At 43.0% G+C, this 22,478-nt stretch carries 26 protein-coding genes, 7 tRNA genes and 1 other RNA gene; 24 read left to right on the forward strand and 10 right to left on the reverse strand.

Features of this window, described 5'->3' with window-relative positions; genetic code table 11:
- Positions 1-22: 22 nt before the first annotated feature.
- Together H6798_01725 and H6798_01730 are read left to right on the forward strand one after the other, a co-directional pair.
- Positions 23-808 (forward strand): undecaprenyl-diphosphate phosphatase, encoded by a 786-nt coding sequence (locus H6798_01725; protein MCB9821242.1) that lies wholly within the window; start codon positions 23-25, stop codon positions 806-808.
- Between the two features lie 20 nt (positions 809-828).
- Positions 829-1,413, forward strand: a complete 585-nt coding sequence (locus H6798_01730; protein ID MCB9821243.1) for a nucleoside-diphosphate kinase — start codon at positions 829-831, stop codon at positions 1,411-1,413.
- An 8-nt stretch (positions 1,414-1,421) separates the two neighbouring features.
- Here the strand turns inward: H6798_01730 and H6798_01735 are convergent.
- Positions 1,422-1,496: transfer RNA gene (locus H6798_01735), tRNA-Arg, on the reverse strand.
- 64 nt (positions 1,497-1,560) lie between these two features.
- Here H6798_01735 and H6798_01740 point away from each other — a divergent pair.
- The 4 genes from H6798_01740 to H6798_01755 all read left to right on the forward strand — a co-directional run bounded on the left by H6798_01740 (position 1,561) and on the right by H6798_01755 (position 3,352).
- On the forward strand, positions 1,561-2,079 hold the full coding sequence (locus H6798_01740; protein MCB9821244.1) for a PH domain-containing protein: 519 nt from the start codon (positions 1,561-1,563) through the stop codon (positions 2,077-2,079).
- Positions 2,066-3,172 carry a peptidylprolyl isomerase gene (locus H6798_01745; GenBank protein MCB9821245.1) on the forward strand — a complete coding sequence of 369 codons (1,107 nt, stop codon included), beginning with the start codon at positions 2,066-2,068 and terminating at the stop codon, positions 3,170-3,172. Before H6798_01740 ends, H6798_01745 begins: the two co-directional genes overlap by 14 nt.
- A 23-nt stretch (positions 3,173-3,195) precedes the next feature.
- Positions 3,196-3,271: transfer RNA gene (locus H6798_01750), tRNA-Thr, on the forward strand.
- 6 nt (positions 3,272-3,277) lie between these two features.
- A tRNA-Gly gene (locus H6798_01755) sits at positions 3,278-3,352 on the forward strand.
- Between the two features lie 24 nt (positions 3,353-3,376).
- Here the strand turns inward: H6798_01755 and H6798_01760 are convergent.
- Positions 3,377-3,466 (reverse strand) — tRNA-Ser (locus H6798_01760).
- Positions 3,467-3,544: 78 nt separating this feature from the next.
- Here H6798_01760 and H6798_01765 point away from each other — a divergent pair.
- The gene (locus H6798_01765; GenBank protein ID MCB9821246.1) at positions 3,545-4,117 is read left to right on the forward strand and encodes a hypothetical protein; all 573 of its coding nucleotides are present in this window, start codon (positions 3,545-3,547) and stop codon (positions 4,115-4,117) included.
- Between the two features lie 37 nt (positions 4,118-4,154).
- On the opposite strand, the gene H6798_01770 is transcribed toward H6798_01765, so the two are convergent.
- Positions 4,155-4,230, reverse strand: a tRNA-Asp gene (locus H6798_01770).
- A gap of 157 nt (positions 4,231-4,387) precedes the next feature.
- On the opposite strand from H6798_01770, the gene H6798_01775 reads away from it, so the two are divergent.
- Together H6798_01775 and H6798_01780 are read left to right on the forward strand one after the other, a co-directional pair.
- Positions 4,388-4,741, forward strand: coding sequence for a hypothetical protein (locus H6798_01775; GenBank protein MCB9821247.1), 354 nt, complete (start codon positions 4,388-4,390; stop codon positions 4,739-4,741).
- Complete coding sequence (locus tag H6798_01780; GenBank protein ID MCB9821248.1) at positions 4,738-6,375, forward strand: hypothetical protein; 1,638 nt, start codon at positions 4,738-4,740, stop codon at positions 6,373-6,375. The genes H6798_01775 and H6798_01780 overlap by 4 nt, the downstream gene beginning before the upstream one ends.
- Here the strand turns inward: H6798_01780 and H6798_01785 are convergent.
- The gene (locus tag H6798_01785) at positions 6,372-6,569 is read right to left on the reverse strand and encodes a hypothetical protein (GenBank protein ID MCB9821249.1); all 198 of its coding nucleotides are present in this window, start codon (positions 6,567-6,569) and stop codon (positions 6,372-6,374) included. The genes H6798_01780 and H6798_01785 overlap by 4 nt on opposite strands.
- Positions 6,570-7,154: 585 nt before the next feature.
- Here H6798_01785 and H6798_01790 point away from each other — a divergent pair.
- From H6798_01790 to H6798_01845, 12 genes are all read left to right on the forward strand, one after another.
- On the forward strand, positions 7,155-7,622 hold the full coding sequence (locus H6798_01790; GenBank protein MCB9821250.1) for a GtrA family protein: 468 nt from the start codon (positions 7,155-7,157) through the stop codon (positions 7,620-7,622).
- Complete coding sequence (locus tag H6798_01795) at positions 7,619-8,347, forward strand: glycosyltransferase (GenBank protein MCB9821251.1); 729 nt, start codon at positions 7,619-7,621, stop codon at positions 8,345-8,347. Before H6798_01790 ends, H6798_01795 begins: the two co-directional genes overlap by 4 nt.
- The gene (locus H6798_01800; protein MCB9821252.1) at positions 8,344-9,861 is read left to right on the forward strand and encodes a glycosyltransferase family 39 protein; all 1,518 of its coding nucleotides are present in this window, start codon (positions 8,344-8,346) and stop codon (positions 9,859-9,861) included. The genes H6798_01795 and H6798_01800 overlap by 4 nt, the downstream gene beginning before the upstream one ends.
- A 36-nt stretch (positions 9,862-9,897) precedes the next feature.
- Positions 9,898-10,968, forward strand: coding sequence for a tRNA guanosine(34) transglycosylase Tgt (tgt, locus tag H6798_01805; GenBank protein ID MCB9821253.1), 1,071 nt, complete (start codon positions 9,898-9,900; stop codon positions 10,966-10,968).
- Positions 10,969-11,007: 39 nt separating this feature from the next.
- Positions 11,008-11,084, forward strand: a tRNA-Val gene (locus tag H6798_01810).
- 268 nt (positions 11,085-11,352) lie between these two features.
- Positions 11,353-11,856: a hypothetical protein gene (locus H6798_01815; protein MCB9821254.1), complete on the forward strand. Its 504-nt coding sequence runs from the start codon at positions 11,353-11,355 to the stop codon at positions 11,854-11,856.
- A 225-nt stretch (positions 11,857-12,081) separates the two neighbouring features.
- Positions 12,082-13,926, forward strand: coding sequence for a threonine--tRNA ligase (locus tag H6798_01820; protein MCB9821255.1), 1,845 nt, complete (start codon positions 12,082-12,084; stop codon positions 13,924-13,926).
- Position 13,927: 1 nt separating this feature from the next.
- Complete coding sequence (locus tag H6798_01825; protein ID MCB9821256.1) at positions 13,928-14,251, forward strand: MGMT family protein; 324 nt, start codon at positions 13,928-13,930, stop codon at positions 14,249-14,251.
- Position 14,252: 1 nt separating this feature from the next.
- The gene (locus H6798_01830) at positions 14,253-15,125 is read left to right on the forward strand and encodes a tRNA (adenosine(37)-N6)-dimethylallyltransferase MiaA (protein MCB9821257.1); all 873 of its coding nucleotides are present in this window, start codon (positions 14,253-14,255) and stop codon (positions 15,123-15,125) included.
- 13 nt (positions 15,126-15,138) lie between these two features.
- Complete coding sequence (locus tag H6798_01835; GenBank protein ID MCB9821258.1) at positions 15,139-16,092, forward strand: methyltransferase domain-containing protein; 954 nt, start codon at positions 15,139-15,141, stop codon at positions 16,090-16,092.
- A gap of 47 nt (positions 16,093-16,139) precedes the next feature.
- Positions 16,140-16,775, forward strand: a complete 636-nt coding sequence (locus H6798_01840; protein ID MCB9821259.1) for a transcriptional regulator — start codon at positions 16,140-16,142, stop codon at positions 16,773-16,775.
- Between the two features lie 12 nt (positions 16,776-16,787).
- A complete protein-coding gene (locus tag H6798_01845; GenBank protein ID MCB9821260.1) occupies positions 16,788-17,414 on the forward strand; it encodes an MBL fold metallo-hydrolase in 627 nt (208 codons plus the stop codon).
- 45 nt (positions 17,415-17,459) lie between these two features.
- Here H6798_01845 and H6798_01850 read toward each other — a convergent pair whose 3' ends face one another.
- The gene (locus tag H6798_01850; protein MCB9821261.1) at positions 17,460-17,660 is read right to left on the reverse strand and encodes a 50S ribosomal protein L28; all 201 of its coding nucleotides are present in this window, start codon (positions 17,658-17,660) and stop codon (positions 17,460-17,462) included.
- A 130-nt stretch (positions 17,661-17,790) separates the two neighbouring features.
- On the opposite strand from H6798_01850, the gene H6798_01855 reads away from it, so the two are divergent.
- The gene (locus tag H6798_01855) at positions 17,791-18,414 is read left to right on the forward strand and encodes a site-2 protease family protein (protein ID MCB9821262.1); all 624 of its coding nucleotides are present in this window, start codon (positions 17,791-17,793) and stop codon (positions 18,412-18,414) included.
- Positions 18,415-18,595: 181 nt separating this feature from the next.
- Here the strand turns inward: H6798_01855 and H6798_01860 are convergent.
- Positions 18,596-18,672, reverse strand: a tRNA-Pro gene (locus H6798_01860).
- A 46-nt stretch (positions 18,673-18,718) separates the two neighbouring features.
- Here H6798_01860 and H6798_01865 point away from each other — a divergent pair.
- Both H6798_01865 and rnpB read left to right on the forward strand, forming a co-directional pair.
- A complete protein-coding gene (locus H6798_01865) occupies positions 18,719-19,384 on the forward strand; it encodes a ribonuclease HI family protein (protein MCB9821263.1) in 666 nt (221 codons plus the stop codon).
- A gap of 22 nt (positions 19,385-19,406) precedes the next feature.
- Positions 19,407-19,759, forward strand: an RNA gene (gene rnpB, locus H6798_01870) — RNase P RNA component class A.
- Positions 19,760-19,809: 50 nt separating this feature from the next.
- Here the strand turns inward: rnpB and rplT are convergent.
- The 4 genes from rplT to H6798_01890 all read right to left on the reverse strand — a co-directional run bounded on the left by rplT (position 19,810) and on the right by H6798_01890 (position 22,408).
- Positions 19,810-20,151: a 50S ribosomal protein L20 gene (gene rplT, locus H6798_01875; GenBank protein ID MCB9821264.1), complete on the reverse strand. Its 342-nt coding sequence runs from the start codon at positions 20,149-20,151 to the stop codon at positions 19,810-19,812.
- The gene (gene rpmI, locus H6798_01880; GenBank protein MCB9821265.1) at positions 20,151-20,348 is read right to left on the reverse strand and encodes a 50S ribosomal protein L35; all 198 of its coding nucleotides are present in this window, start codon (positions 20,346-20,348) and stop codon (positions 20,151-20,153) included. The genes rplT and rpmI overlap by 1 nt, the downstream gene beginning before the upstream one ends.
- Positions 20,341-20,811, reverse strand: coding sequence for a translation initiation factor IF-3 (locus H6798_01885; GenBank protein MCB9821266.1), 471 nt, complete (start codon positions 20,809-20,811; stop codon positions 20,341-20,343). Before H6798_01885 ends, rpmI begins: the two co-directional genes overlap by 8 nt.
- Positions 20,812-20,923: 112 nt before the next feature.
- Positions 20,924-22,408, reverse strand: coding sequence for a YifB family Mg chelatase-like AAA ATPase (locus H6798_01890; protein ID MCB9821267.1), 1,485 nt, complete (start codon positions 22,406-22,408; stop codon positions 20,924-20,926).
- Between the last annotated feature and the right edge of the window lie 70 nt (positions 22,409-22,478).

Consider the following 22,478-nt stretch of genomic DNA (forward strand, 5'->3'; position numbering starts at 1 on the left):
TATATGCTATAATTTATGAGGCATGAGTATATATGTAGCTATCATTTTGGGGATCGTACAGGGTATCACTGAGTTTATCCCGATTTCTAGCTCTGGACACTTGGCAATTATCGGTAGTTTCTTTGATTTAGGTAATCATTTTACATTTGACGTCTTGCTAAACCTGGGTACTTTAACTGCCTTAGTTTGGTACACTCGACTCCAACTTCTGAGCTTAGTCCGAGATTTTCTGCGTGGTAAATATTCGATTGTTATAAAGTTGATTATAGCCACCATACCTGCTGTTTTGGCAGGTTTTTTGTTTTCTGATTTTTTCGAAAACCTAAATACTAATATTTGGATTGTTGTTACTATGCTTCTAGTTATCGGCATATTAATGATTACCGTCAAACAAAAAACTTCTGCCTTAAAAAGTTTAAATGACATTAGTCTTAAGACAGCCCTGATAATTGGATTAGCACAAACACTGGCTTTAATACCGGGTACTTCTAGGTCTGGAGTGACGATATTGGCGGGTTTGTTTATCGGGCTAGGAAGTGGATTGGCTGCCGAATGGAGTTTCTTGATGGCTGTGCCGATTGTGGCTGGTGCGAGTTTGAAAACGTTGGCTAGTATAGATGGCGTGCAGTTTGTAGCCGATAATTTTTGGCAAGTATTAGTCGGGAATGTTGCTTCATTTGTAGTTGGTCTTCTAGCAATTGACTATATGATGAAGCTTCTAAAGCATCAAAATTTACGAACATTCGGTCTTTATAGACTTTGTCTAGGTGCTATACTGGTTTGTCTATTAATATTTGGAAAAATATAAATACGAAAGTAGAGAACAATATGGTTGAAAGAACTTTAATATTAATTAAGCCAGACGCTGTTGCAAGAGGAATCATCGGCGAGATAATTACTCGGTTCGAGAAAGTTGGCTTAAAAATAATCGCTGCCAAAATGCTTGTCGCTGATGAAGATACCTTGAGCAAACACTATCCTGTCGAGCGTAAAGAGTTTATTGCTGGTCTGGGCCAAAAGACTCTAGATAATAACCTCGAGCTAGGTGTAGACACAAAAGAGGTGTTTGGCACGACTGATGCATATAAGTTAGGCCTAGAAATCCAGAGATGGAATGCTGCCTATATGCAGAGCGGGCCTCTGTTTGCAATGGTGCTTGAAGGTCCTCATGCAATTGAAACTGTGCGCAAGATAAGAGGTTTCACGCTCCCATCCAAAGCTCAGCCGGGTACAATTACTGGAGACTACTCATTCGACTCTTCGAGCTTAGCTAACGCAAGTAAGCGACCAATCAGGAATTTAGTGCATGCTTCCGGTAATTCTGAAGAAGCTGAATTTGAGGTAGGTCTATGGTTTACTCCAGCCGAACTACATGATTACCAGACTATTCACCAGAAATTTATGATGGAATAGTAAGATTGTGGTGTCCCCGCCGGGAATCGAACCTGGAGCTACTCTTTAGGAGAGAGTCGTTTTATCCGTTAAACTACGGGGACAACGAGGCTATTCTAACAGATAGGTAAGGGTGTGTCTTTATTGGTTTTAGGGTAGAATATGCCTATGGCAAAATCAAAATCGACAAAATCATTCGAAGAGCAGTACGATGACGAAGAAATGCTACTTCTGTTTCGGAAACACCCTGTAGTTATGCGCAAACATCTTATCGTTGCCTCTTTTGTCATATTGGCAGGCACGATACCTTCGTTTATCAAACCAGAACCAAAATACTTTTTTTGGGGAGTAGGTGTTGGGTTTGCAATGTCGTTTGTTGTGATGTTTTTTGCTTGGGTGAGCTGGCACTACAGCGTGTTTATCGTCACCAGTAAAAGATTCATCCAAATTACCCAAGCGGGTTTATTTGATCGTGCGGTTGTTGATATTGCTCTCGACCAGATTCAAATGGTCAACTATCATATACGTGGGCTTCAGGAAACCTTACTTGGATTCGGTACACTCAACATTCAGACCATGGTGGGTGAGCTGACAATTCACGAGGTACATAAACCCGCAAAAGTGCAACGGGAGTTGAGCCTGATAATCCGCGAACATGTACATGGGGAAATCAATGCGAAAGAATAAAATTAATCAAGACAAAGCTATGATCCAAAAGGGTAAACGCCGGTTCATACGACCGCGCTTAACAAAGAAGGCCAAGATGCCCGACGACCCGAGTGTGATCGAAACCGACGTGCCTCGGATCACTAATGAGACTGTCGAGCAGCACCGTAAAGAAGTTATAAAAGGTGGCAAAAAGTACCGATACCCATTAATTCACACCCCGAAACGGATTATTGGCTTATCTATGCTGGTCGGTCTAGTAATTGTTCTGATGTTCTCGACTTTTACCGTTTATCGACTTTATCGTTCAAATGTTTACTCTGATTTTTATTACAATGTAACCAAAATTGTCCCGATGCCGATTGCTCGAGTAGGTGGTTCGTTTGTTTACTACGATGATTATTTATTCGAACTGCGCCGTTATGTTCACTATTTCGAGTCGCAGCAAAACGTCGACTTTAGTAGCGAAGCAGGTCAAGCTAGTTTGCGGGAACAACAAAAGAGATCAATCGACAAAGTTATTGAAGATGTCTACATTGCTAAATTGGCCAGACAAAAAAATATAAGTGTTAGCAACGACGAGGTTGACGCAGAAATTGCTTTGTTGCGCGAGCAGAACAAGCTTGGTAGCGATGAAGAAGCTTTCGAAGAGGTGTTGCTGGACTTTTGGGGTTGGACAATCAACGATTACCGCCAGTATGTACGTAAAGAATTACTCAAGCAAAAAGTTACCGAGGCCTATGATGATCAAGCTTGGACCAGAGCTCGAGAAGTTGAGCAGAAACTCGAAGCTGGGGCAGATTTTGCCGATCTAGCCGCCGAGTATTCCGATGATTTAGCCTCTGCAGCAAATGGTGGCGAATATGGATTCGACCTAAACCTAGAAGAAAATAATGAAGATCCTCAGGTATTGGAGGCAGTTTTTGGTCTAAAAAAAGGCCAAGTTTCAGAGGTAATTAACACTGGCTATAGGCTGGAAATAGTTAAAGTGCTCGATGTCCAGGAAGATCGGCGCACGGCGGCTCATATAAGTATTTTCTTTACAGACATAAGTGATCGGATCAACGACCTTAAAGAAGAGCAACCGGCAAAGATATATATAAGTTTGGACTAGTTATTTGGTAAACTAGCTTTTGCGCCACCTTAGCTCAGTTGGTAGAGCGGCTCATTCGTAACGAGCAGGTCGCCGGTTCAATCCCGGCAGGTGGCTCCAGTTATCGCGGGTGTAGTATAACGGCTATTATGTGGCCTTCCCAAGGCTAAGACGCGGGTTCGACTCCCGCCACCCGCACCATCTAGCAAATTCTGAAAGTTCTTATGGCGGAGAGAGAGGGATTCGAACCCTCGGTACCGTTGCCGGCACACTGCTTTTCGAGAGCAGCACCTTCAACCACTCGGTCATCTCTCCTCGAACGCAATAATTTTAACTATCTATCGTCGTTAGTACAACTTGACTAAAGCTTTACAATGTAGTATAATAACTACGATGAAGAGGTTTTTTGGAAGCATTTTGGCGTCGCTTGTATTAACTTACAGTATTTTTGCTGCTAACTGGTTGGTTAACTATAACCAGGGGATCACCGTCGTAGCATCTGTTCAAGATACTTCTATACAGACGACCAAGCCAATTAGTGAAATTCGTGAAGCAACACTAAACAACTCTCCAGAGGACAAACTATTTAAGCAGGTTAATCAGTATCGTGCAGAACACGGCCTCAAGCCCTTAGTAAAAGATAGTCGTCTGTGCGCCTCGGCCCAAGCTAAGGCTAAAGATATGCGCCAAACAGACTACTTCGGTCACCAGTCTCCGGATGGTACAAATTTTAGTGAATTTATTGATCGGCAATTGAGTTACCAAAGTTCGGCAGAAAACCTAGCCCTGATTAATGGTGAAATAGATCAAAGTCTCGGTATGTGGCAATCGAGCCCTAGCCACAATGCAACTATGTTAGGAGATTACGACGTAGCTTGTATAGCAGTTATCGAACTAGCGCCTACTACCTACGGCGATCTAACCGTTACACCGGTTGCAGTAGTTGAACACTTTGTGAAATTCTAAGAAACAAAATACCCCACGTAAAGTGGGGAACTTTTTATGGCGGACCCGACCGGATTTGAACCGGCGATCTCCTCCGTGACAGGGAGGCATGTTGACCACTACACCACGGGTCCAGATTAACCCTGGTCACAAAAACGTGAAAGGGTTAACTATCATAATATAAGGTACGATTAGTATTCACTAATGCCGACAGATAATATCAGACTCTATCTGACTGTTCAACAGTTTCAATATGTGGTCTGTGTCGTAATTCTGCTATAATCGGTGTCGATGTTTAAAAAAGAGTTCTTCAAAGACAAGACGATCTTACTTCTGAGTCTAATACTAGGCTTAATGACACTATTCAATATACTTTCGGTTTTACTGCGGACGAGTTTATCTCAGAACACGACTACGCTACGTTTCTGGACGCTCCAAGGATCACCACAAATCGAAAAACAAGCACCAGCTCAACTATATTCTTTTGCGATATTTGCAGTTTTTGTGGCGGTAATTAGCTTCGTATTAAGCTATAAATTATATGAAATCTATAAGCCATCGGCCTATGCTTTATTGCTCTTTACTATGTTTGTTATTCTGACCAATACTATAGTTAGCGGAGCTTTGTTAAATCTCCAGCAATGAGTCGTAGCGATATCGAGATCCCAAGTCCAGAAAATCGTCGTGGGTGGTATCGTTTTTTTGAGATAATGCCTGGAGCTATCACTTATCTTCTGTATGCTCTACCTATATTTCTGAGTATCTTTAATCCCACACTAGCTGCAATATTCGTAATTGCCTACGTACTTATCTGGGTATTTAAGTCGAGTGCAATGTCGCTAAGAGTTATTCAGGGCCATCGACGAATAAAATATGCCGCCGAACTTGATTGGCCGCAGATGCTCGTCGATCTCAAAGACCCGCGTCGAGCGATCGAACAATATGAGCGACCGATCAACAAACTCCAAGAAGCTCACCGACGACACTTGCAAATGCTTTCCGACAAGCGGACATTAGACTTAACTCCAGAAGAAGTCATCCATGTAATCATTATTGCTACCTATAATGAAAGCCGAGCAATAATAGAGCCAACGATCCAAGCCATCATTAACAGTAGTGGATATGCAAAGAATCGGGTGGCGTTATTTATTGCCTACGAGCAGCGTGGTGGCCAGCAAAAAGCTACCGAAACCATGCAGCTCTGCCGTGATTATCGTAAATACTTCATGCACACCGAAGCAGTTGAGCATGTTGATGCTCCTGGTGAAGTAGTCGGCAAGGGGGCAAACTTGTCGTATTGCGGCTGGCGCCTTAAAGAATGGGCAGAGATGTCTGGCTTAGACCCCTCAAAGGTGCTAGTCACCACTTTAGATGCCGACAATCGTCCAGATAAAAATTACCTGGCGGCCTTAACTTATACTTATTGCATTGCCCATGATCGCAAGCACAAGTCCTACCAGCCAACCGCGGTATACGTGAACAACATTTGGGACGTGCCAGCAATTATGCGCCTAAGTGCCATGGCGAATACTTTCTTCCATACAGCCAACTCAATGCGCCTACATGCGTTACGCAATTTTTCGGCACACGCCCAGAGCCTGGACGCTCTCATAGAAACAGATTTCTGGAGTGTCCGCACAGTAGTCGAAGACGGCCACCAATTCTGGAGGAGCTATATACAGTTTGAGGGCAACCACGAAACTCTACCCCTATATACTCCCGTTTATCAAGATGCCGTCTACGCTGGTGGCTACTGGAAATCGATAGTTGCCCAGTTCAAGCAGATTCGGCGTTGGACATATGGTGCTTCAGACATCGCCTACCTTGCAACTCGTGCCTTTCGTCGCGGTAGTAGGGTGCCAAAAAAAGATGCGATCGCAAAGTTCGGTAGATTGCTCGAAAATCACGTTGGCTGGGCAACATCGGCGCCACTCCTTTTAATCGCAGGCTGGATTCCACTGATAGTCGCTCTGACAAACAATGGTGAACGAAATTTTGTTGTCGATCAGTTGCCTAGACTTATCGCTCAGATTAACACCGGTGCATTAGTATTCTTGCTGGTAGTCTTGTATATCGGTATGGCCACACTACCACAACGGCCCGGACACCGGAGTCGTTGGTACTATGTAAACTTTCTATGGCAATGGATCTTCATACCTATTACCGGTATAGTCTTTAATTCTTATGCAGCCCTAACTTCTCAGACAAGGCTGATATTTGGCAAATATGTAGGTGTTTTCGACGTTACCACTAAATCTGTCAAAAAGGCTAAGCGCTAGGCGAGATCGAGGTCTTTTATTTTATTTCGTAATTCCGCCTTACTTATGTGGCGACTACGGTCTGTGACGTATTTTAGGGCTGCTGGTGGCTCAAAGTGGCGCAAGGTGTTAAATACACTATCTTGCAACCTACTGACCGGAATAATCGCTTGATGCGCGCCTAGGAGCATTTTAATGACAGTATCTGTAAGCATTTGGGCGTTATAGACCCGATTAGAAGTTGATAAACAGCGGTAAATACTTAAGAACAGTCGATCGCGACTAAAGGGCACTGTTTGCATATCCCCGTAATCAACAAGCCAAATCGTCTCGTAGTTTGCAAGTTCTGTAGTCGTAAAAACCGTTTGGCATTTTTTGCAGTGTCGTCTCCGCCAAGTACCGTGCACGCGTTTTTGAGTACGCGAGTTAGAAACACTAGTTTTGCAATTGCAGTAAGGACATACCATGTCTATATATTGACATTATGCTATACAAAAAGCTAGTGGATAACTAGACATTAATTGGGGAAATACAAAAAAACAGCTCTTTTCAGAGCTGTTTTCTGCTATTTACGTGCGCGTCGCACGCGTTTTAATTGATTTGCAATGATTGTAGATGGCTCTAAGTCTTCATAAAAGAGCTTAAAACCTCCTAAAGTAGTTGCACTCAAAATTTACCTCATTTTTAATGCATAACCATTATAACAAAAACGTGCAAATGTGTCAATAAAACAGTATTAGATAAAAATGCTTGTGCCTCAAATATTAACGATTTTACTAGTGTTAGAGTAGAATAAGCATATGCCAGTAAAAACAGCTAAAAAACTTGTTAAAAAGTTTGATTTTATAAGATTTGCACTTGTTGGGGTATTAAATACTATTCTCGATTTTACGATATTAAACACTCTGGTTGCAGGCTTGGGAGCCCCGGTATTAATCGCCAATATTATATCGACATCACTGACGATGATATTTAGTTTTCGGGCTAACCAGAGGTTAGTATTTAGGTCTTCTAGTGCCGAACGTCGACACCGTCAGATTATTCTGTTTATCTCTGGCACGCTATTTGGTTTGTATGTGATTCAGACACTTGTAATCGCCGCATTAGCTCATTGGTGGACTGGTCCGCTTGAAACACTTACCAACCTACTTATTGGCAGATCAAGCGATCTTTTAGTTATTAATTTGGCGAAAGCAGCAGCGACTGCAACGACGATGATTTGGAACTATTTCTTCTATAAGTTCGTAGTGTTTGGGAAGTCAAAATGAAGTATTCGATCATCATTCCGGCCTATAACGAGGCCAAATATATCGACCAAACGCTTACTTGCTTAGCCGACTATCTTAGAGATACTAAAATTATAGATAACACAGAAGTAATTGTGGTTGCAGCTAACGGTGGTGATGGGACTGCCAGCAGGGCCAAATCGCATAGTAGTATATTTAATAAACTAGTCGTTTTAGAGCTACCTAGTCGGGTTGGCAAAGGACGTGATTTACGCCATGGGTTTAAGCATGCAACTGGTGAGTATCAACTATTCATGGATGCCGATATGGCTACGCCACTCCATCATATTGAAGTGGCCCTTAAAACACTTGAAGCTGGTAAAGATATTGTAATTGGAGTCCGAAATTTGGCTACAATGCATAACACTATACTTCGTAAAGCTAGCTCTAGGCTGAGTAATCTCGCCATTCGTATCTTAGCTGTTAGAAATGCCCGAGATACCCAATGCGGGTTTAAGGCATTTACGCGTGTGGCTGCGGCAACCATCTTCAGTCGTGCAAAGATTAATGGCTGGGGTACAGACATAGAGATTCTAGCAATTGCCCAGATACATAAACTTAGCATTGCTCAACAGTCGATAGCAGACTGGCATGATCCAAAATCTGGGGAAGGCTTAGCCGGCGACAGTCAATTAAAAGCCATGCGTCAAACTTTAAAAGAACTATATATTATTCGTCGTAATATAAACAAAGGTGAATACAAGTGAAGTGGCTACTTAGACAAATAAAAAAATATCCGTGGCTAGTGGCAGCTATTATTTTACTTTGCTTCACTTTACCAACACTGGCGCGGTACAGTTTTTGGTTCGACGAAAGTTATACATCAGCCATCACCGATCACTCTGCCAGACAAGCTATCGAACTAACTGCAGTCGACGTTCATCCGCCACTTTACTACATAGTCATGTTTTATTGGCGAGATGTTTTTGGGTCGTCAGACATTGCAATGCGTAGTTTAAGTGTTGTTTTTGGGGTTGCAGCCCTAATATTCTTATACAAATTGCTGGCACGACTCTTTGAGCGGCGCACTGCAACGGTTGGCACAATCTTTGCCTCACTAGGACCATTTGTAATCAGATACAGTCAAGAGGCGCGGATGTATACATTGGTAGCGACTTTCATCTTGGCTTCAACTTACGTTCTGGTGGTATTGATGCAACGCCGCCTCGCTGCGCGTAGCCTAAAGCTATGGGTTGTCTACGGTTTATTAATAACTGCATGTGTCTATACTCATTATTTTAGTAGCCTAATCCTCGTACCGCATCTAGTTTATATAATCAGAGTTAACCAGAGCCCACAGACAAGTGGTAGGTTAAAGCGCTGGCTTCAAGCACTTCGACGCGTAAGAAAAGGGCTGCTTGTCGCAGGCGGTATTAGCTTTGGGCTATTCTTGCCATGGCTACCAACATTCATGCGACAGATTGGATCTGTAAATAATGGCTTCTGGATACCTCAGATTAACGAACTATCGATCAGTAATCTGTTCGGTAAAATACTTCTTTATCACGATTATGATGTGCGTCAGATAAGTTCGTATATCACTCTTTTACTACTAGTAATCTTCTTAATAAGCCTGACTCGCTGGGTTCGCAAACAGCCTTCAGTTGATCGCCAGGGCTATAACTTGCTACTAAATAGTTTCTGGCTACCAGTACTGATTCTGTTTTTAATTTCGGCTGCTCCAGGAACGAGCTCCTACTTCTATGTTCGTTATTTTGCGCAATACGCGTACTTTTTTTATGGTCTGATAGGAGTGGTTGTTTGGCGGCTTATAACAACAAAACGCACTCAAAAGATTGGCCTAAGTTTAGGAATGGTAATTATCATAGCTTTTTCTATAGGAATATCGAATGTACTTCGGGGAGTCGACAAACGAGACAACAGCGCTAACCAGACGTTTCAGATTATTAATCAGGGCTACAAATCCGGTGATGTTATTGTTGCATTAGATTTTGGAGTCTGGTTTGATTTGAACCACTATAATCTGACCAAACAGCCAGTCCATTATCTTTACGAACAAAAAGATTATGGTTCTCTCCAGCCGATTTTTCGCCAACCAGGGTTGAGGGTAGAAAGCTTGTCAGAGCTCGAAGGCAGGAGAATTTGGTTAGCTGCCAGCTATGGCTGGCAAGATTTTAGTCTGCCGGCAGCCTGGGGCCAACCGATTGAAGTCGCAAACGGACGAGGCAGTTTTGTTCGGCTATATGAACTAACAGATTAGCTTTCAATCTTAGTCTTTGCTAGAGTAGGTGTCGATATGACTAAATTCACAGTTCTAAAACAGAACTCTAGGTACGGCCGCAGTGGCTACTTTGAGACTCGGGTCGGTAGAGTCTACACGCCCGTATTTATGCCCGATGGGACTCGAGGTGCAGTTAAAAGTGTCTCACCAGATCAACTGCTAGAGGCGGGGGTTGAGGTTGTATTAGCGAATACCTATCACCTCCATTTGCAGCCTGGAGAGTCAGTAATAGAAGAGTTGGGGGGCTTACATAAATTTATGAATTGGCCGAAGCCGATTCTGACCGATTCTGGTGGGTTTCAGGTGTTTTCTCTGGCTCATACGCGTAAAATCACCGAAGAAGGGGTGGAATTTAAAGATCCTAAAACCGGTGATAAGGTGTTTATATCTCCTGAGAAATCTGTTCAAATCCAGTTGGCTCTAGGATCGGATATTGTCATGGCTTTCGATGATTTAACTGGTTTATCGGAAAATGATCGCGCTCGGACTAACGAGGCTTTCGATCGCACTCACCGCTGGCTACTCCGCTCCATAGCAGAATTCAATCGCTTGACCAAAGACATAGAGAAGCGGCCGCTATTGTTTGGAATAGCCCAAGGTGGCTTAGACGAGAAACTTCGCCTAAAAAGCCTTAAATTTGTGCAAGAAACCGACGTAGATGGTATAGCAGTTGGTGGCTTATCTGTAGGAGAAAGTAAAACCGAGATGTATAAGATTCTAGAATTGTTGGCACCACACTATGATTCAGGTCGACCACATTTTCTGATGGGGGTAGGTGATCCTCCAGATCTGCACTTTGCCTACGCGCACGGCATCGATATGGCGGATTGCGTTCTACCTACCAGGAATGCTCGGCATGGCTCAGTCTGGTTAAGTGGGGATAAGAAAGACAATTTAAAGAGATTGGAAAATGAATCGAGCAAAGAGGTAATTGACCAAGCTTGCAGATGCTACACCTGCAGGAATGGCTTTCAGAGGGGATGGTTCAGGCATCAATTTAAGCAGACCGAACCGCTTGCCGGAACCTTAGCTTCGATCCACAATATTCACTACCTGCAGCAACTTGCAAAAAGCTACCGCAGTTGAATAGTCAGATAACCTCTGTTACACTTCTATGTACCGCATGGGTTCGTAGCTCAGTTGGCTAGAGCGCTTCCTTGACGTGGAAGAGGTCGGGGATTCGAGTTCCTCCGAACCCACCAATGTATATGTATGTCCACCTAAGAGTAGGTGGATTTTTATATCAATTATGACACCAACAAAATACAGCTTATATCATCCATGATATTTTACACAGTATGTGGAAAGGCTAGCCATTTTAGGTTAGATTTAGACTAGCCAAAAATGGCTAGCGGGTGTAGACTATTGGGTAGGTGAAGTTTTGGGAGAGGTTTTATACCTCTCGGTACCTTCATACATGTCGCCTGCGTGTGCGAGAGCAGGCGACTTTTTTGTTGTAAAATATTTCTAATGAAACAAATAATTTGGGTTTATGGTTGTAGTGCGACTGGTAAGGAAACATTTATCCGTGCAGTAGCTCACGATAAAAAACTACAGAAGCTTGTTGGCTTGCCAGTTGGTAAGGTTAGTTTTTCTAGGGGTAGCATAGAACATAACGTTGGTTTTGATCCCGATGCCCAGACTAAGCGAGAACAGATTGCTGAAGATATAAGATTGGCTTTTAACCAGGGGTTTGAAGCCATACTGATAAAATGGCAATTTCTGGATTTTGAAGCCGACAGAGTGATTAAATTTAGAACCATGTTTCCAGATGTTCTCCAGTCTGGAGTTTTGCTGGTAATTCCCCTAGACGAGCACATAAGACGATTAAAGCTCAAAAAATGGTGGGATCCAGCAGATGATGAAAGAGAATATCTTGATTGGGAGCTACGTACAACAAAATCTATGGTAGCCAAAGATGGACTATCGGTTATCGAGATCGATAGCTCAAATACGAACTATAAACTACTGTAAACATTGACCAATAAGTTAGATTATTGCTAGTATTTAGGTATTAAGTATTGAAGTGGACTAACCAACCATGGAGCTTCGCCGGGGTGACTACGAAGAGCGTTATCTAAAGTAGTAAGAGCAAAAGTCGAGGTGGAACCTCCGGGCTAGTCCTGGACCGAGACGCTAAGGTGTGACCTGTTTACAGATAATACCTTAGCGTCTTTTATCTTTTATAAGGAGTAAATTATGAGCAATCAAGACCAACTATATGCAATGCGCCACAGTCTAGCCCATATCATGGCGACTGCGGTTCAACACTTGTGGCCAGAAGCTAAGTTTGGCGTTGGCCCAGTAGTCGAAAACGGTTTTTACTATGATATCGACCTAGGAAACACCAAGATAAGTGAAGAAGATTTTAAAAAAATTGAGAAAGAAATGCATTCGGTAATTGCCGCAAATCAGTCTTTTGAAAAGAGTATGATGCCGATTAACGAGGCAATCTCCTGGGCCAAAGCGCACAATCAGCCATATAAGGAAGAATTACTTAACGATTTAAAACGTGCCGGTACCACTGTCGCCAAAGATCTAGATATTGCTGAACTTGGCTTACCAAGTGATGACACAAAAGTACACGAAGTTAGTTTTTATACGAATGGTGATTTCTGTGATTTATGTCGAGGACCTCATCTTGAATCAACCAGTAAAGTGGGAGCTTTTAAATTGATGCGTGTGGCTGGGGCTTACTGGCGAGGCAAAGAGAATAACCCGCAGATGCAGCGTCTGTATGGGGTGGCCTTTGCTACCAAAGAGGAGCTTAAACAACATCTGCAGATGCTCGAAGAAGCCAAAAAACGTGATCATCGAAAACTTGGTAAAGAGATGGATCTATTTACGTTCTCCGATTTAGTGGGTCCGGGCTTACCGCTCTGGACTCCAAGAGGAACAGTGCTAAGGATGCAGGTAGATAAGCTCGTTCAAGAACTGCGCTCAGAATATGGTTATCAACCAGTCGAGATACCACATATCACCAAAAAAGACCTCTACGAAAAAAGTGGTCATTGGACAAAATTTAGTGAAGAGCTGTTCAAGATAACTACTCGAGACGGACATGAGTTTGTGATGAAGCCGATGAATTGCCCTCACCACACACAGATTTATGCATCGCAAAAGCGCAGTTATAAAGATTTGCCGATAAGATACAGCAACACGACTATGGTATATCGAGATGAGCAGACCGGTGAACTGGGTGGCTTGAGTAGGGTCCGCTCGATAACTCAAGACGATGCGCATGTGTTTTGTCGAGCAAGCCAAATTCGTGATGAAGCGAATAAGATATGGGATATCATCGAAAACTTCTACGCAGCATATGGCATGGAAGTAAGACCAGAATTGTCATTTATGGATCCAGAAGAGCCAGATAAATACTCCGGCGAACAAAGCAAATGGGATGAAGCCCAGGCAACACTTCAAGACTTAGTGAACGAACGAGTTGGTGAAGTAGCAATTGGAATCGGAGAAGCAGCATTTTATGGTCCTAAGATCGACTTTAAGGCCAAAGATGCAATCGGTCGGGAACACCAGGTCGCAACAATCCAGCTAGACTTTAACCAGCCAGAAGGTTTTGATTTAACTTGTACTAATGAACAGAGCGAGAATGAACGAGTTGTAATGATCCACGCTGCGATTGCCGGCTCGCTAGAAAGATTCTTATCGGTGCTAATCGAGCATACTGCGGGTAAGTTTCCAGTTTGGCTGGCGCCTGAGCAGTTGCGAATAATTACTGTTAGCGGTGAAGATCAGACGATGCTCGACTATGCAAAAGAGCTTGCGAGTAAAGCTAACGACTTAGGGATTCGTGTTAGTGTAGATGATAGTGCCGAATCGGTAGGTAAAAAGATCCGATCAAGTGTTACCGATCGAGTTCCATATACCATAGTAGTTGGTGAGCAAGAAGTTAGCAGCGGGGTATTAAAGCCTCGTATTCGGGATGATCTGCGGGTAGTTGAGGCTGATACAGAGTTGCCAGCCGAAAATTTCCTGCAATCGCTTGCTAATGAAAGCAAGTCCCGTGTTCTAAAATCATCGATGTAGCATGATGAATGTAAGTAAGTTTGGAAAGTCTGTAGAGTCTGTAGTTGCGAGTGTACCTTTTGGCAAAGTAGTGACATATGGTCAGGTTGCTGCAATGATTGGTCATCCCCGAGCCGCTCGACAAGTTGGCGGAGTAGCTCACTATGGCAATTTAGATATACCTTGGCACAGACTCGTTAATCGTTTTGGTGGCTTAGCAAGTGGATATCATGGTGGACGAGAGGCTCAACAGCAACACCTAGAAGCCGAAGGGGTGCAATTCACTGAAACCGATAAAGGCTGGGTCTTGGATATTGATAAGTACATTTGGGTCCCAGATAACTAACATGAAGATAGACACCTTATTTATAGTTGGCCAAACAGCCAGTGGCAAAAGTAGTTTAGCAATGCGATTAGCCAAAGTGCTAGATGGTGAGATAATTGCTGCTGACTCGCTAACAGTTTACAAGGGCCTAGATATTGGTACGGCTAAGCCAACGCAACAAGATATGCGGGCAGTTAAACATCATATGATTGATGTAGCTGATCAGAGCAAGCCATTTACTGTCTCAGATTTTCAAACTCAAGCCAAACAGGCAATCACAAATGTACACGCCAAGGGTAAACTAGCGATAGTAGTTGGAGGTAGCGGGCTATACGTCAATAGTCTCCTCTATGATTATAAGTTAGGCCCCGCTGCCAACACTGCCGAACGCGCAGAATATGAATCGAAAACGATCGAACAGCTGCAATCAATAATCCTAAATGCTGGCTATGACTTGCCGGAAAACAGCCAAAACAAGCGATATCTTATTCGGGCCATTGAGCAAGGTGGAGTTAGGTCAGGTGATATTAAAATGATCAACGGAGCCTTGGTTATTGGCATAAGACTCGATAAGGATGTTTTAGGGGAGCGGATACGCCTGCGGCTCAAACGAATGCTCGATGATGGGGTGCTTAAAGAAGTCCAGCTGGCTTACGAACGTTATGATTCGGACTCTGAAGCCTTAAAGGGAAATATTTATCAGAGTTTAAGGCCGTATTTTTATCAACAAATTAGTATAAATGATGCGCTGGAAAACTCTGTAAGGTCTGATTTAAAGCTCGCCAAAAAACAATATGCTTGGTTTAAGCGGAATCAGGCGATATATTGGTTCTCTGACACGAACAAAGCCTTCAAGTTTGTTGTAGATCGGTTGTCGCAGCCCAAAGTAGGGTGATATACTCATGTCCATGCCAAAAAAACCTAAAGCTAAATCAGTTAGCGAACCATATGTAGTCCAGTACGAAACCAAGAACGCAGAGTTTGAATATGCTAGGTTTTGGGATGGGCGCTCATATGAGGATCGGGCTGAAAGGATGCTGCTTAAACAACTCATTGGGTACTACCACAGTAAGTCTAAATGGCTAGTCGATATCGGTGGCTCATATGGCCGACTTCTAAATCTATATGCAAAACGCTTCAAACAGGTAGTAATTGTCGATTATGCTACGAATGAGTTCTACTTAAGCCTGAAACCAGCAAAAGACAAGAAGCTTGCCTTAAGCCACATTGCTGCAAACGCATACCATCTTCCATTTGCCGACGACACCCAGTCGGCTATCATTTCGATTCGAGTAATTCATCATCTAACCGACCCCGATCTATTTTTTAAAGAGATATCGAGAGTTCTCAAACCGGGCGGAACAGCAATTATAGAGGCAGCCAATAAAAATAGCCTGAAGCGCTTACTAAAGTGCATATTGCGAGCAGATTTTAGTGATTGGCGTAATGACTGGGTAGATATTGGGGCGAGTGGCTTGCAGAACGACGGTAGTTTTCAGCTAATACGTAACTATCATCCAAAGTATCTGATGAGATTGTTAAGCGAAGCTGGCCTAGTGGTTGTGAAACGACGCTCAGTATCTTGGTTTAGACGTACCCCTGTAGCTAAATTACCCAAAGTAATTATTGATTCGCTAGAGAAGATCATGCAAATATTCAGTGGCTGGTTGTTTTTTGGCCCTAGCGGCTGGTACGTAGTGCGTAAGCCAGGCGTATATCAGCCAGATAAAGCATCTTTCGGAGATTGCATAGTCGACCCGGCCACAAAAAAATATATCGGTACAACAGCTCAGAAGAAGATCCAGAAGACAAACAAGCAAGTACGTTATCTCGATCTTAGGTATCCCAAACCACGACGCTAATCAAGTAGTTGTTTGAACAGATTATTTTTTGAGTTACAATAAAAGATATGATCGAGCAACTATTTGGATCTAAAACCAGGGTTAAGTTACTTAGATTGTTCATGTCTAACCCAAATCGCTCATTTTATGTGCGCGAAATTACTCGCAAAGTCGAGGAACAAATTAACTCAGTTCGTCGTGAGCTATCAAATTTATTGTCAATCGGGATAATCAAGTCAGACAGCTCTAATAATCGCTTGTATTACGAGGTTAATCAGAAGTACGAGCACTATTTAGCACTTTCTAGTATGTTTGGTGGGCGAGCCTACGCAACTACCCCTAAGAAAGAAAAGCCAACTAAAGACAAACAGGCAACCGTCGAAGATAAGAAGTCGAACGTTGCTGAGATCCCTGAAGAAGAGAGAGCACTAGGGAATGTTGAGTTAGTGATTCTTGGAGGGGTATTCACTAGAGATAAGACTGCCCCGGTTGATTTATTGATTGTCGGTGATGTAAATCAGGCAGCGCTCGATAAATATGTAACAGAACTTGAATCATCGACAGGAGCAGAAATACGATTCGCGACTTTTGCGAAACACGAATTTGACTATCGACGCCAAATAAAAGACAGATTTGTGGTGACAATGCTTGAGGGCAAGCTGTCTATAAAAGTTGATAAAAACGGTATACTAACAGATAAATAACAGGAGATATTCATGCAAGTAGATTTTTTTGGTGCGAACTGTATTCGCTTAAAGACTAAGCTAACAACGATTGTTTTTGATGATAACCTGGCTCGACTAGGGGCTAAATCAGTTACAACTAGCGACGATATCGCTGCATCAACTAATGAAGCAATTTTAGGACTACCTAGTAAGTACTCAATAAGCTTTAGCTTGCCTGGGAATTACGAAGTGGGCGACGTGATGTTAACCGGAATTGCAGCCAGGTCTCATATAGAAGAAGACGAAAACAAGATGTTAGCCACCATCTTTAGAGGTGTTGCCGAGGATATAAAGTTTGCAGTTATCGGACATATTCACCCAGATTTAAGCGACGAGCAACTAGAGGACATAGGTATAATCGACCTGTTATTTATACCGGTCGGCGGCTCTGGCTATACACTGGATGCGATTGCAGCAGCAAAGATCGTTAAACAATTAGAACCAAAGGTGGTTATACCCACTCATTACGCCGACAAATCACTTAACTTTGATATGCCACAGGCTGCTTGCGATGAGTTTGTTAAAGTTATGGGAGTAGAGGCTCAGAAAATAGGCAGGAGCTTAAAGCTTAAAAGAGCTGATCTATCCGACAAAACCCAGATTTATATACTAGACTGAGACCCTCTGGTCGGGTTGTAAAAAAAATAGTCTCTCAGTGAGAGACTATTTTGTTGAGGCAATGGCGCCTTTCTTCTTAAGCGTGCGCAAGGCGGATGTACTGATTTTTACACGTACCTTTTTTCCGTCTACGAAAAGTGTTTTTGTTTGTAGGTTTGGTTTCCAGACCTTTTTTGTACGGCGTAGTGAAAAACTAACATTGTGACCATGTTGTTTGCCTTTGCCGCTAATTTCACATTTCTGCATTTGAATTACCTATAATTTGCTTAAAATTCAGTTGATTATTCTATAGTAATTGATCTGATTAGTCAATCAATAGTTTAGATAAAGGTTTTTACATGGATCTGTAATGTTGTAAACTGTATAATGAAATTTTATGAGTAGTATTAGTGGGATAGAAATAGTTTTTGCAATAATTTCGATTGTAACGGCAATATCGTTACACGAAATGATGCATGCTGTCGCTGGTTATTTCTTGGGTGATGATACCGCAAAAAGCCAGGGAAGAATCAGCTTTAATCCCTTAGTGCATGTTGATATGTTCACAACAATACTACTACCATTAATACTGTTAATCGCAGGCGCACCACCAATTGGGGCAGCTAAACCAGTCCCATTTAACCCCACTAGATTAAAGTTTGACGAATACGGTGCAGCCCTCTTAGCTCTGGCTGGACCAGCCACAAACTTTTTACTAGCTGTTGTAGGTGCTACATCATATAAAATAGCTTTTAATTATGGCTGGGAGCTTGCTGCCAGCGGTTTTGCCATCTTTACTGTTGTTAACATAGGTTTTTTTGTATTTAACATGCTACCAGTTCCACCGCTAGATGGTTCTAGGGTGCTGTATGCATTCGCACCTGATAGTGTACGTCGCTTGATGGACAACTTAGAGAGAATGGGTATCTTGATTATCATGTTTGTATTTGTGTTTGCTTATCCGCTGGTTAGACCGTTACTAGTTTGGGCAAATAGGGCACTATTAAACTTGATTGTTTAGGATTATAATTATTACTGGCTGATGGCCTATATGATTATCTGTTACTTCATATATGGGAGCCTAATATTCAATCTACTTGCGGGTAGGTTATGAGGGCACCCACGTGGGTTATCTATTCCAGATACTCATACCATCAGCCATAAAAATGCACCAAGTAGTTGGTGCATTTTTATATACTAATTGGTCGGGATGACAGGACTTGAACCTGCGACCTCACGGCCCCCAGCCGTACGCGCTAGCCAACTGCGCCACATCCCGTGTATTCAAAGTATAAAATATCCATGCATGCGTGTACAATGTAGTTATGGACTGGAAACAAACAGAAGCTTCAACACTCCTGCTAAAAAAAGACTTTGAAAGCTTTGATCAAGCATGGGCATTCATGACCTTTTTAGCTAAACTTAGCCGTTCTTGTAAGGTACAGCCAAGACTCGCAAATTTTGGTGAGCAGGTAGAGGTAGAAATATATAATGATCAAGCCGCTATACCATTCATCGACGGAGTGAATAACTTTTTAACATATAAGAAATCAGAAAGTGTTGATGTTCTAACAACACAGAATGATAGCTCATGTTTATACTGTGATGGTGGTTCTAGGGGAAATCCTGGTCCGTCTGCAAGCGGTTTTGTGATATTCGATAGCCACAATAACGAGTTAGCTAGGGGCGGTGAATTCTTGGGAGTAACTACAAATAACCAAGCTGAGTATCACTCACTAAAAGCTGGGTTAGCAAAAGCTCACGAGCTTGGTATACATAAAATAAAAGTCTATATGGATAGTATGTTAGTTGTTAATCAGATTAGTGGCATTTATAAAGTGCGTAATCGCGATCTTTGGCCGGTATACGAACATATTAAGTCGGAGTCCAGTAAATTTAGAGAGTTCAATATTTCGCATGTTCCGCGAGAACTCAATAAAGTGGCCGATGGAATAGTCAATAAAATTCTCGACGATCACATCAAAGATTAATCATTCTGTTACAATATCTATGTCAGCTAACCGATCGATCGCCGCTCGCAATATGCGAGGGGAGGAAAGTCCGGGCTACATAAAGGCAACGACAGTCGCTAACGGCGACCAAGGGTGACCTTAGGGAAAGTGCCACAGAAACGTGTACCGCCTCGTTTTACGAGGTAAGGGTGAAACGAGTGGGGTAAGAGCCCACAACATCTGTAGGTGACTATGGAATGTTGGTAAACCCTGTCTGTAGCAAGGAGTGACTCAAGCTTCTTTTCTAGGAGCCGGCGCCTACCGCGAGTTACAAAGACACCGCTTGATCAGGGTATACCTGACTAGATAGATGATCGATCTCGACAAAACCCGGCTTATAGGTTAACTGACAAATTAAAATGACCCGTGTAGGGGTCATTTTAATTTGTCAGAGGCCTCAGACCTTACTTAGTGGCTTTGACTAACTGGGCAAAGGCTTTTGGTTCTCGGGCAGCTAGTTCTGCAAGGATTTTGCGATCTAGACTAATGTTTGCATTCTTTAGGTCGTTGATCAGCTTTGAGTAAGTGGTTCCATTCTCGCGAGCAGCGGCATTAATTCGAGTTGCCCATAGACCACGTAATTCTCGTTTGCGGTTTCTACGATCACGATATGCATATTGTAATGAGCGAACAGCAGCTTGCTTGCCTAGACGCACGCTAGAGCGTCGAGCGCGCTGCATACCTTTGGTCGCTTTACGGATATTATTATGGCGTCGACGTGCAGTAACGCCTCGTTTAACTCTCATTACTTAACTCCTAGGTTCTTCTTAATGTTTTTGGCAATCGTTCCGCCGATTAGTTTTGGCGAAACTAAAGTACGCTTGCGTGAGTGGCTCTTTTTGCTCATATTGTGGTTACCGTTTGCTTTACGGCGGATGACTTTACCATTTCGGGTAACTCGGATCTTATCCTTTGTTCCGCTATGGGTTTTTAACTTAGGCATTCTTTGTACTCCTTATGACCATTGTTAACTGTTTACCGGCAAACTGAGGTTGCTGGTCGACGGCGATATCTTGACCCAGCTTATCGAGTAATTTGTCGGCTAGCTCAAAAGCCAATTCTTTGTGAGCTAGCTCGCGACCTCTTAAAACGATACTGAGCTTTACCTTACTGCCGTTATCCAGGAATTTACAGATTTTACTGAGCTTTACATCGATGTCGTGACCACCTATCTTTAGGCCAAAACGCATTTCCTTCAGCTCGTTTGATTTCGCATTGCGGCGATTCTTTTGCAACTGCTTTTCGCGCTGATAGTTGTATTTGCCCCAATCGACGATCTTGGCAACTGGTGGGTTAGCACTTGATGACACTTCTACGAGGTCAAGTCCGGCTTCCTGAGCCGCTCGAATTGCTTCAGCCTTACTCAAGACACCTAGTTGTGATCCGTCCTCACCAATTACCCGCAACTCAGTTGCTCGAATGGCGTGATTGACGCGGGTCTGCTTGTTTATTCTGTAACTCCTTTCAAGTCGGACGCTAGTTTACCAGATTAACTTCTTAAAGACAAGTGTTAAATGCTCATAATATTGAATCACGCTGTCGGTATTGGAGGGCTTCGCCTATATGATTCTTGCTTATTTCTTCTGAATGCTCTAAATCTGCAATAGTTCTAGCTACTCTAACGATTCTTATGTAGGCTCGGCTAGAGAATTTTAGGCTATGTGCCGCTTGGTCTAAGAAATGCTTAGCCTCAGTCGAAAGTTGGCCAAACTTATTGAGCTGTTTTGCCGATAATAAGCAGTTTAGCTTACCGGAATTGCGATTTCGTTGAGACTCATGTGCACCTGCTACTATTTTCTTGTAATCAACGGTCTTCTGTTTTTGGGCCACGTTTTCGAGGAGCTTTTCCGGATCGATAGCGTTTACTTGGATGTGCATATCTATTCTATCCATAATCGGGCCAGATAATCGTTTCTGATAGCGGATAATCTCATATGGGCTACAACTACAAGGCTTATCAGAGCCGTAGAAACCACAAGGGCAGGGGTTACTAGTCGCGATGAGCATAAAATCTGCGGGATAGGTTGTGCTAACGCGTGCACGACTAACGGTAACTCGTTTATCTTCTAATGGCTGACGGAGTGCCTCGAGAGTCGATTTACTATATTCTGGAAGCTCGTCTAGCATCAGAATACCCAAATGAGCCAAACTTATCTCTCCTGGCCGAGCATGACTCCCACCGCCAATAATTGATATATCGCTTGCTGTGTGATGAGGCGCTCGAAAGGGCGCCTGATCGATAATTGCATCACTCTCGTGTGTGGCAAGTGAGTGTATATGGGTGACCACCAATGACTCTTCTCTCGATAGATTTGGCAGGAGTTCGCTTGCGGCTTTCGCCAACATGGTCTTGCCAGTGCCTGGGGGACCATACATGTGCAAATTATGTCTACCAGCAGCTGCCACCAGCAAAGCTCTTTTTGCATGCGCCTGACCCACAATATCATCTAGTAGGTACTCTCTCTTAGGTGCATTTTTTGATGAGCTTGATCTGACTAATTGGATCTCTTCTCCTTGGATAATCGATACGAACTGCCTTAGGTTCTTTATGGGGTAAATCTTAATACCGGGTACCAGCGCAGCTTGTTCGGACATAACCTCAGGTACATAAACTGAGTCTACACCTTGACTACGAGCTTCGAGCAGTTTACCAACTAGCCCGCGGACCGGTTTAAGAATTCCATCAAGCCCGAGCTCGCCGATATAGGCTGAGTTTCCAAGGCCTTTGGCCATATCTTTGCCAATGATCGCCGCAGCAATCGCAAAATCAAGACCACTATCATCTTTTGCTATATCTGCTGGTGCAAGGTTAATCAATATTTTCCGTCGCGGCAGCTCAAGTCCACTTGCAGAAAACGCTGCTCGGATTCTTTCTCTCGACTCATCAACCGAACGTGTCGCAAGCCCAACTATAGTGATACCAGGTAGGTTATTGGAAATATGGCATTCCACATCAATCAGAACGCATTCATACCCTAAGCTAATTGCTCCACGTGACTTCATCTACTAACAGTATAGACTATTTAGATATTTCCAAACAAAAAAGAAACAACGGTCTGCGAGTAACCGTTGT

It is taken from the genome of Candidatus Nomurabacteria bacterium (assembly GCA_020631905.1).
Lineage (GTDB): Bacteria > Patescibacteriota > Saccharimonadia > Saccharimonadales > VXPC01 > JACKGQ01.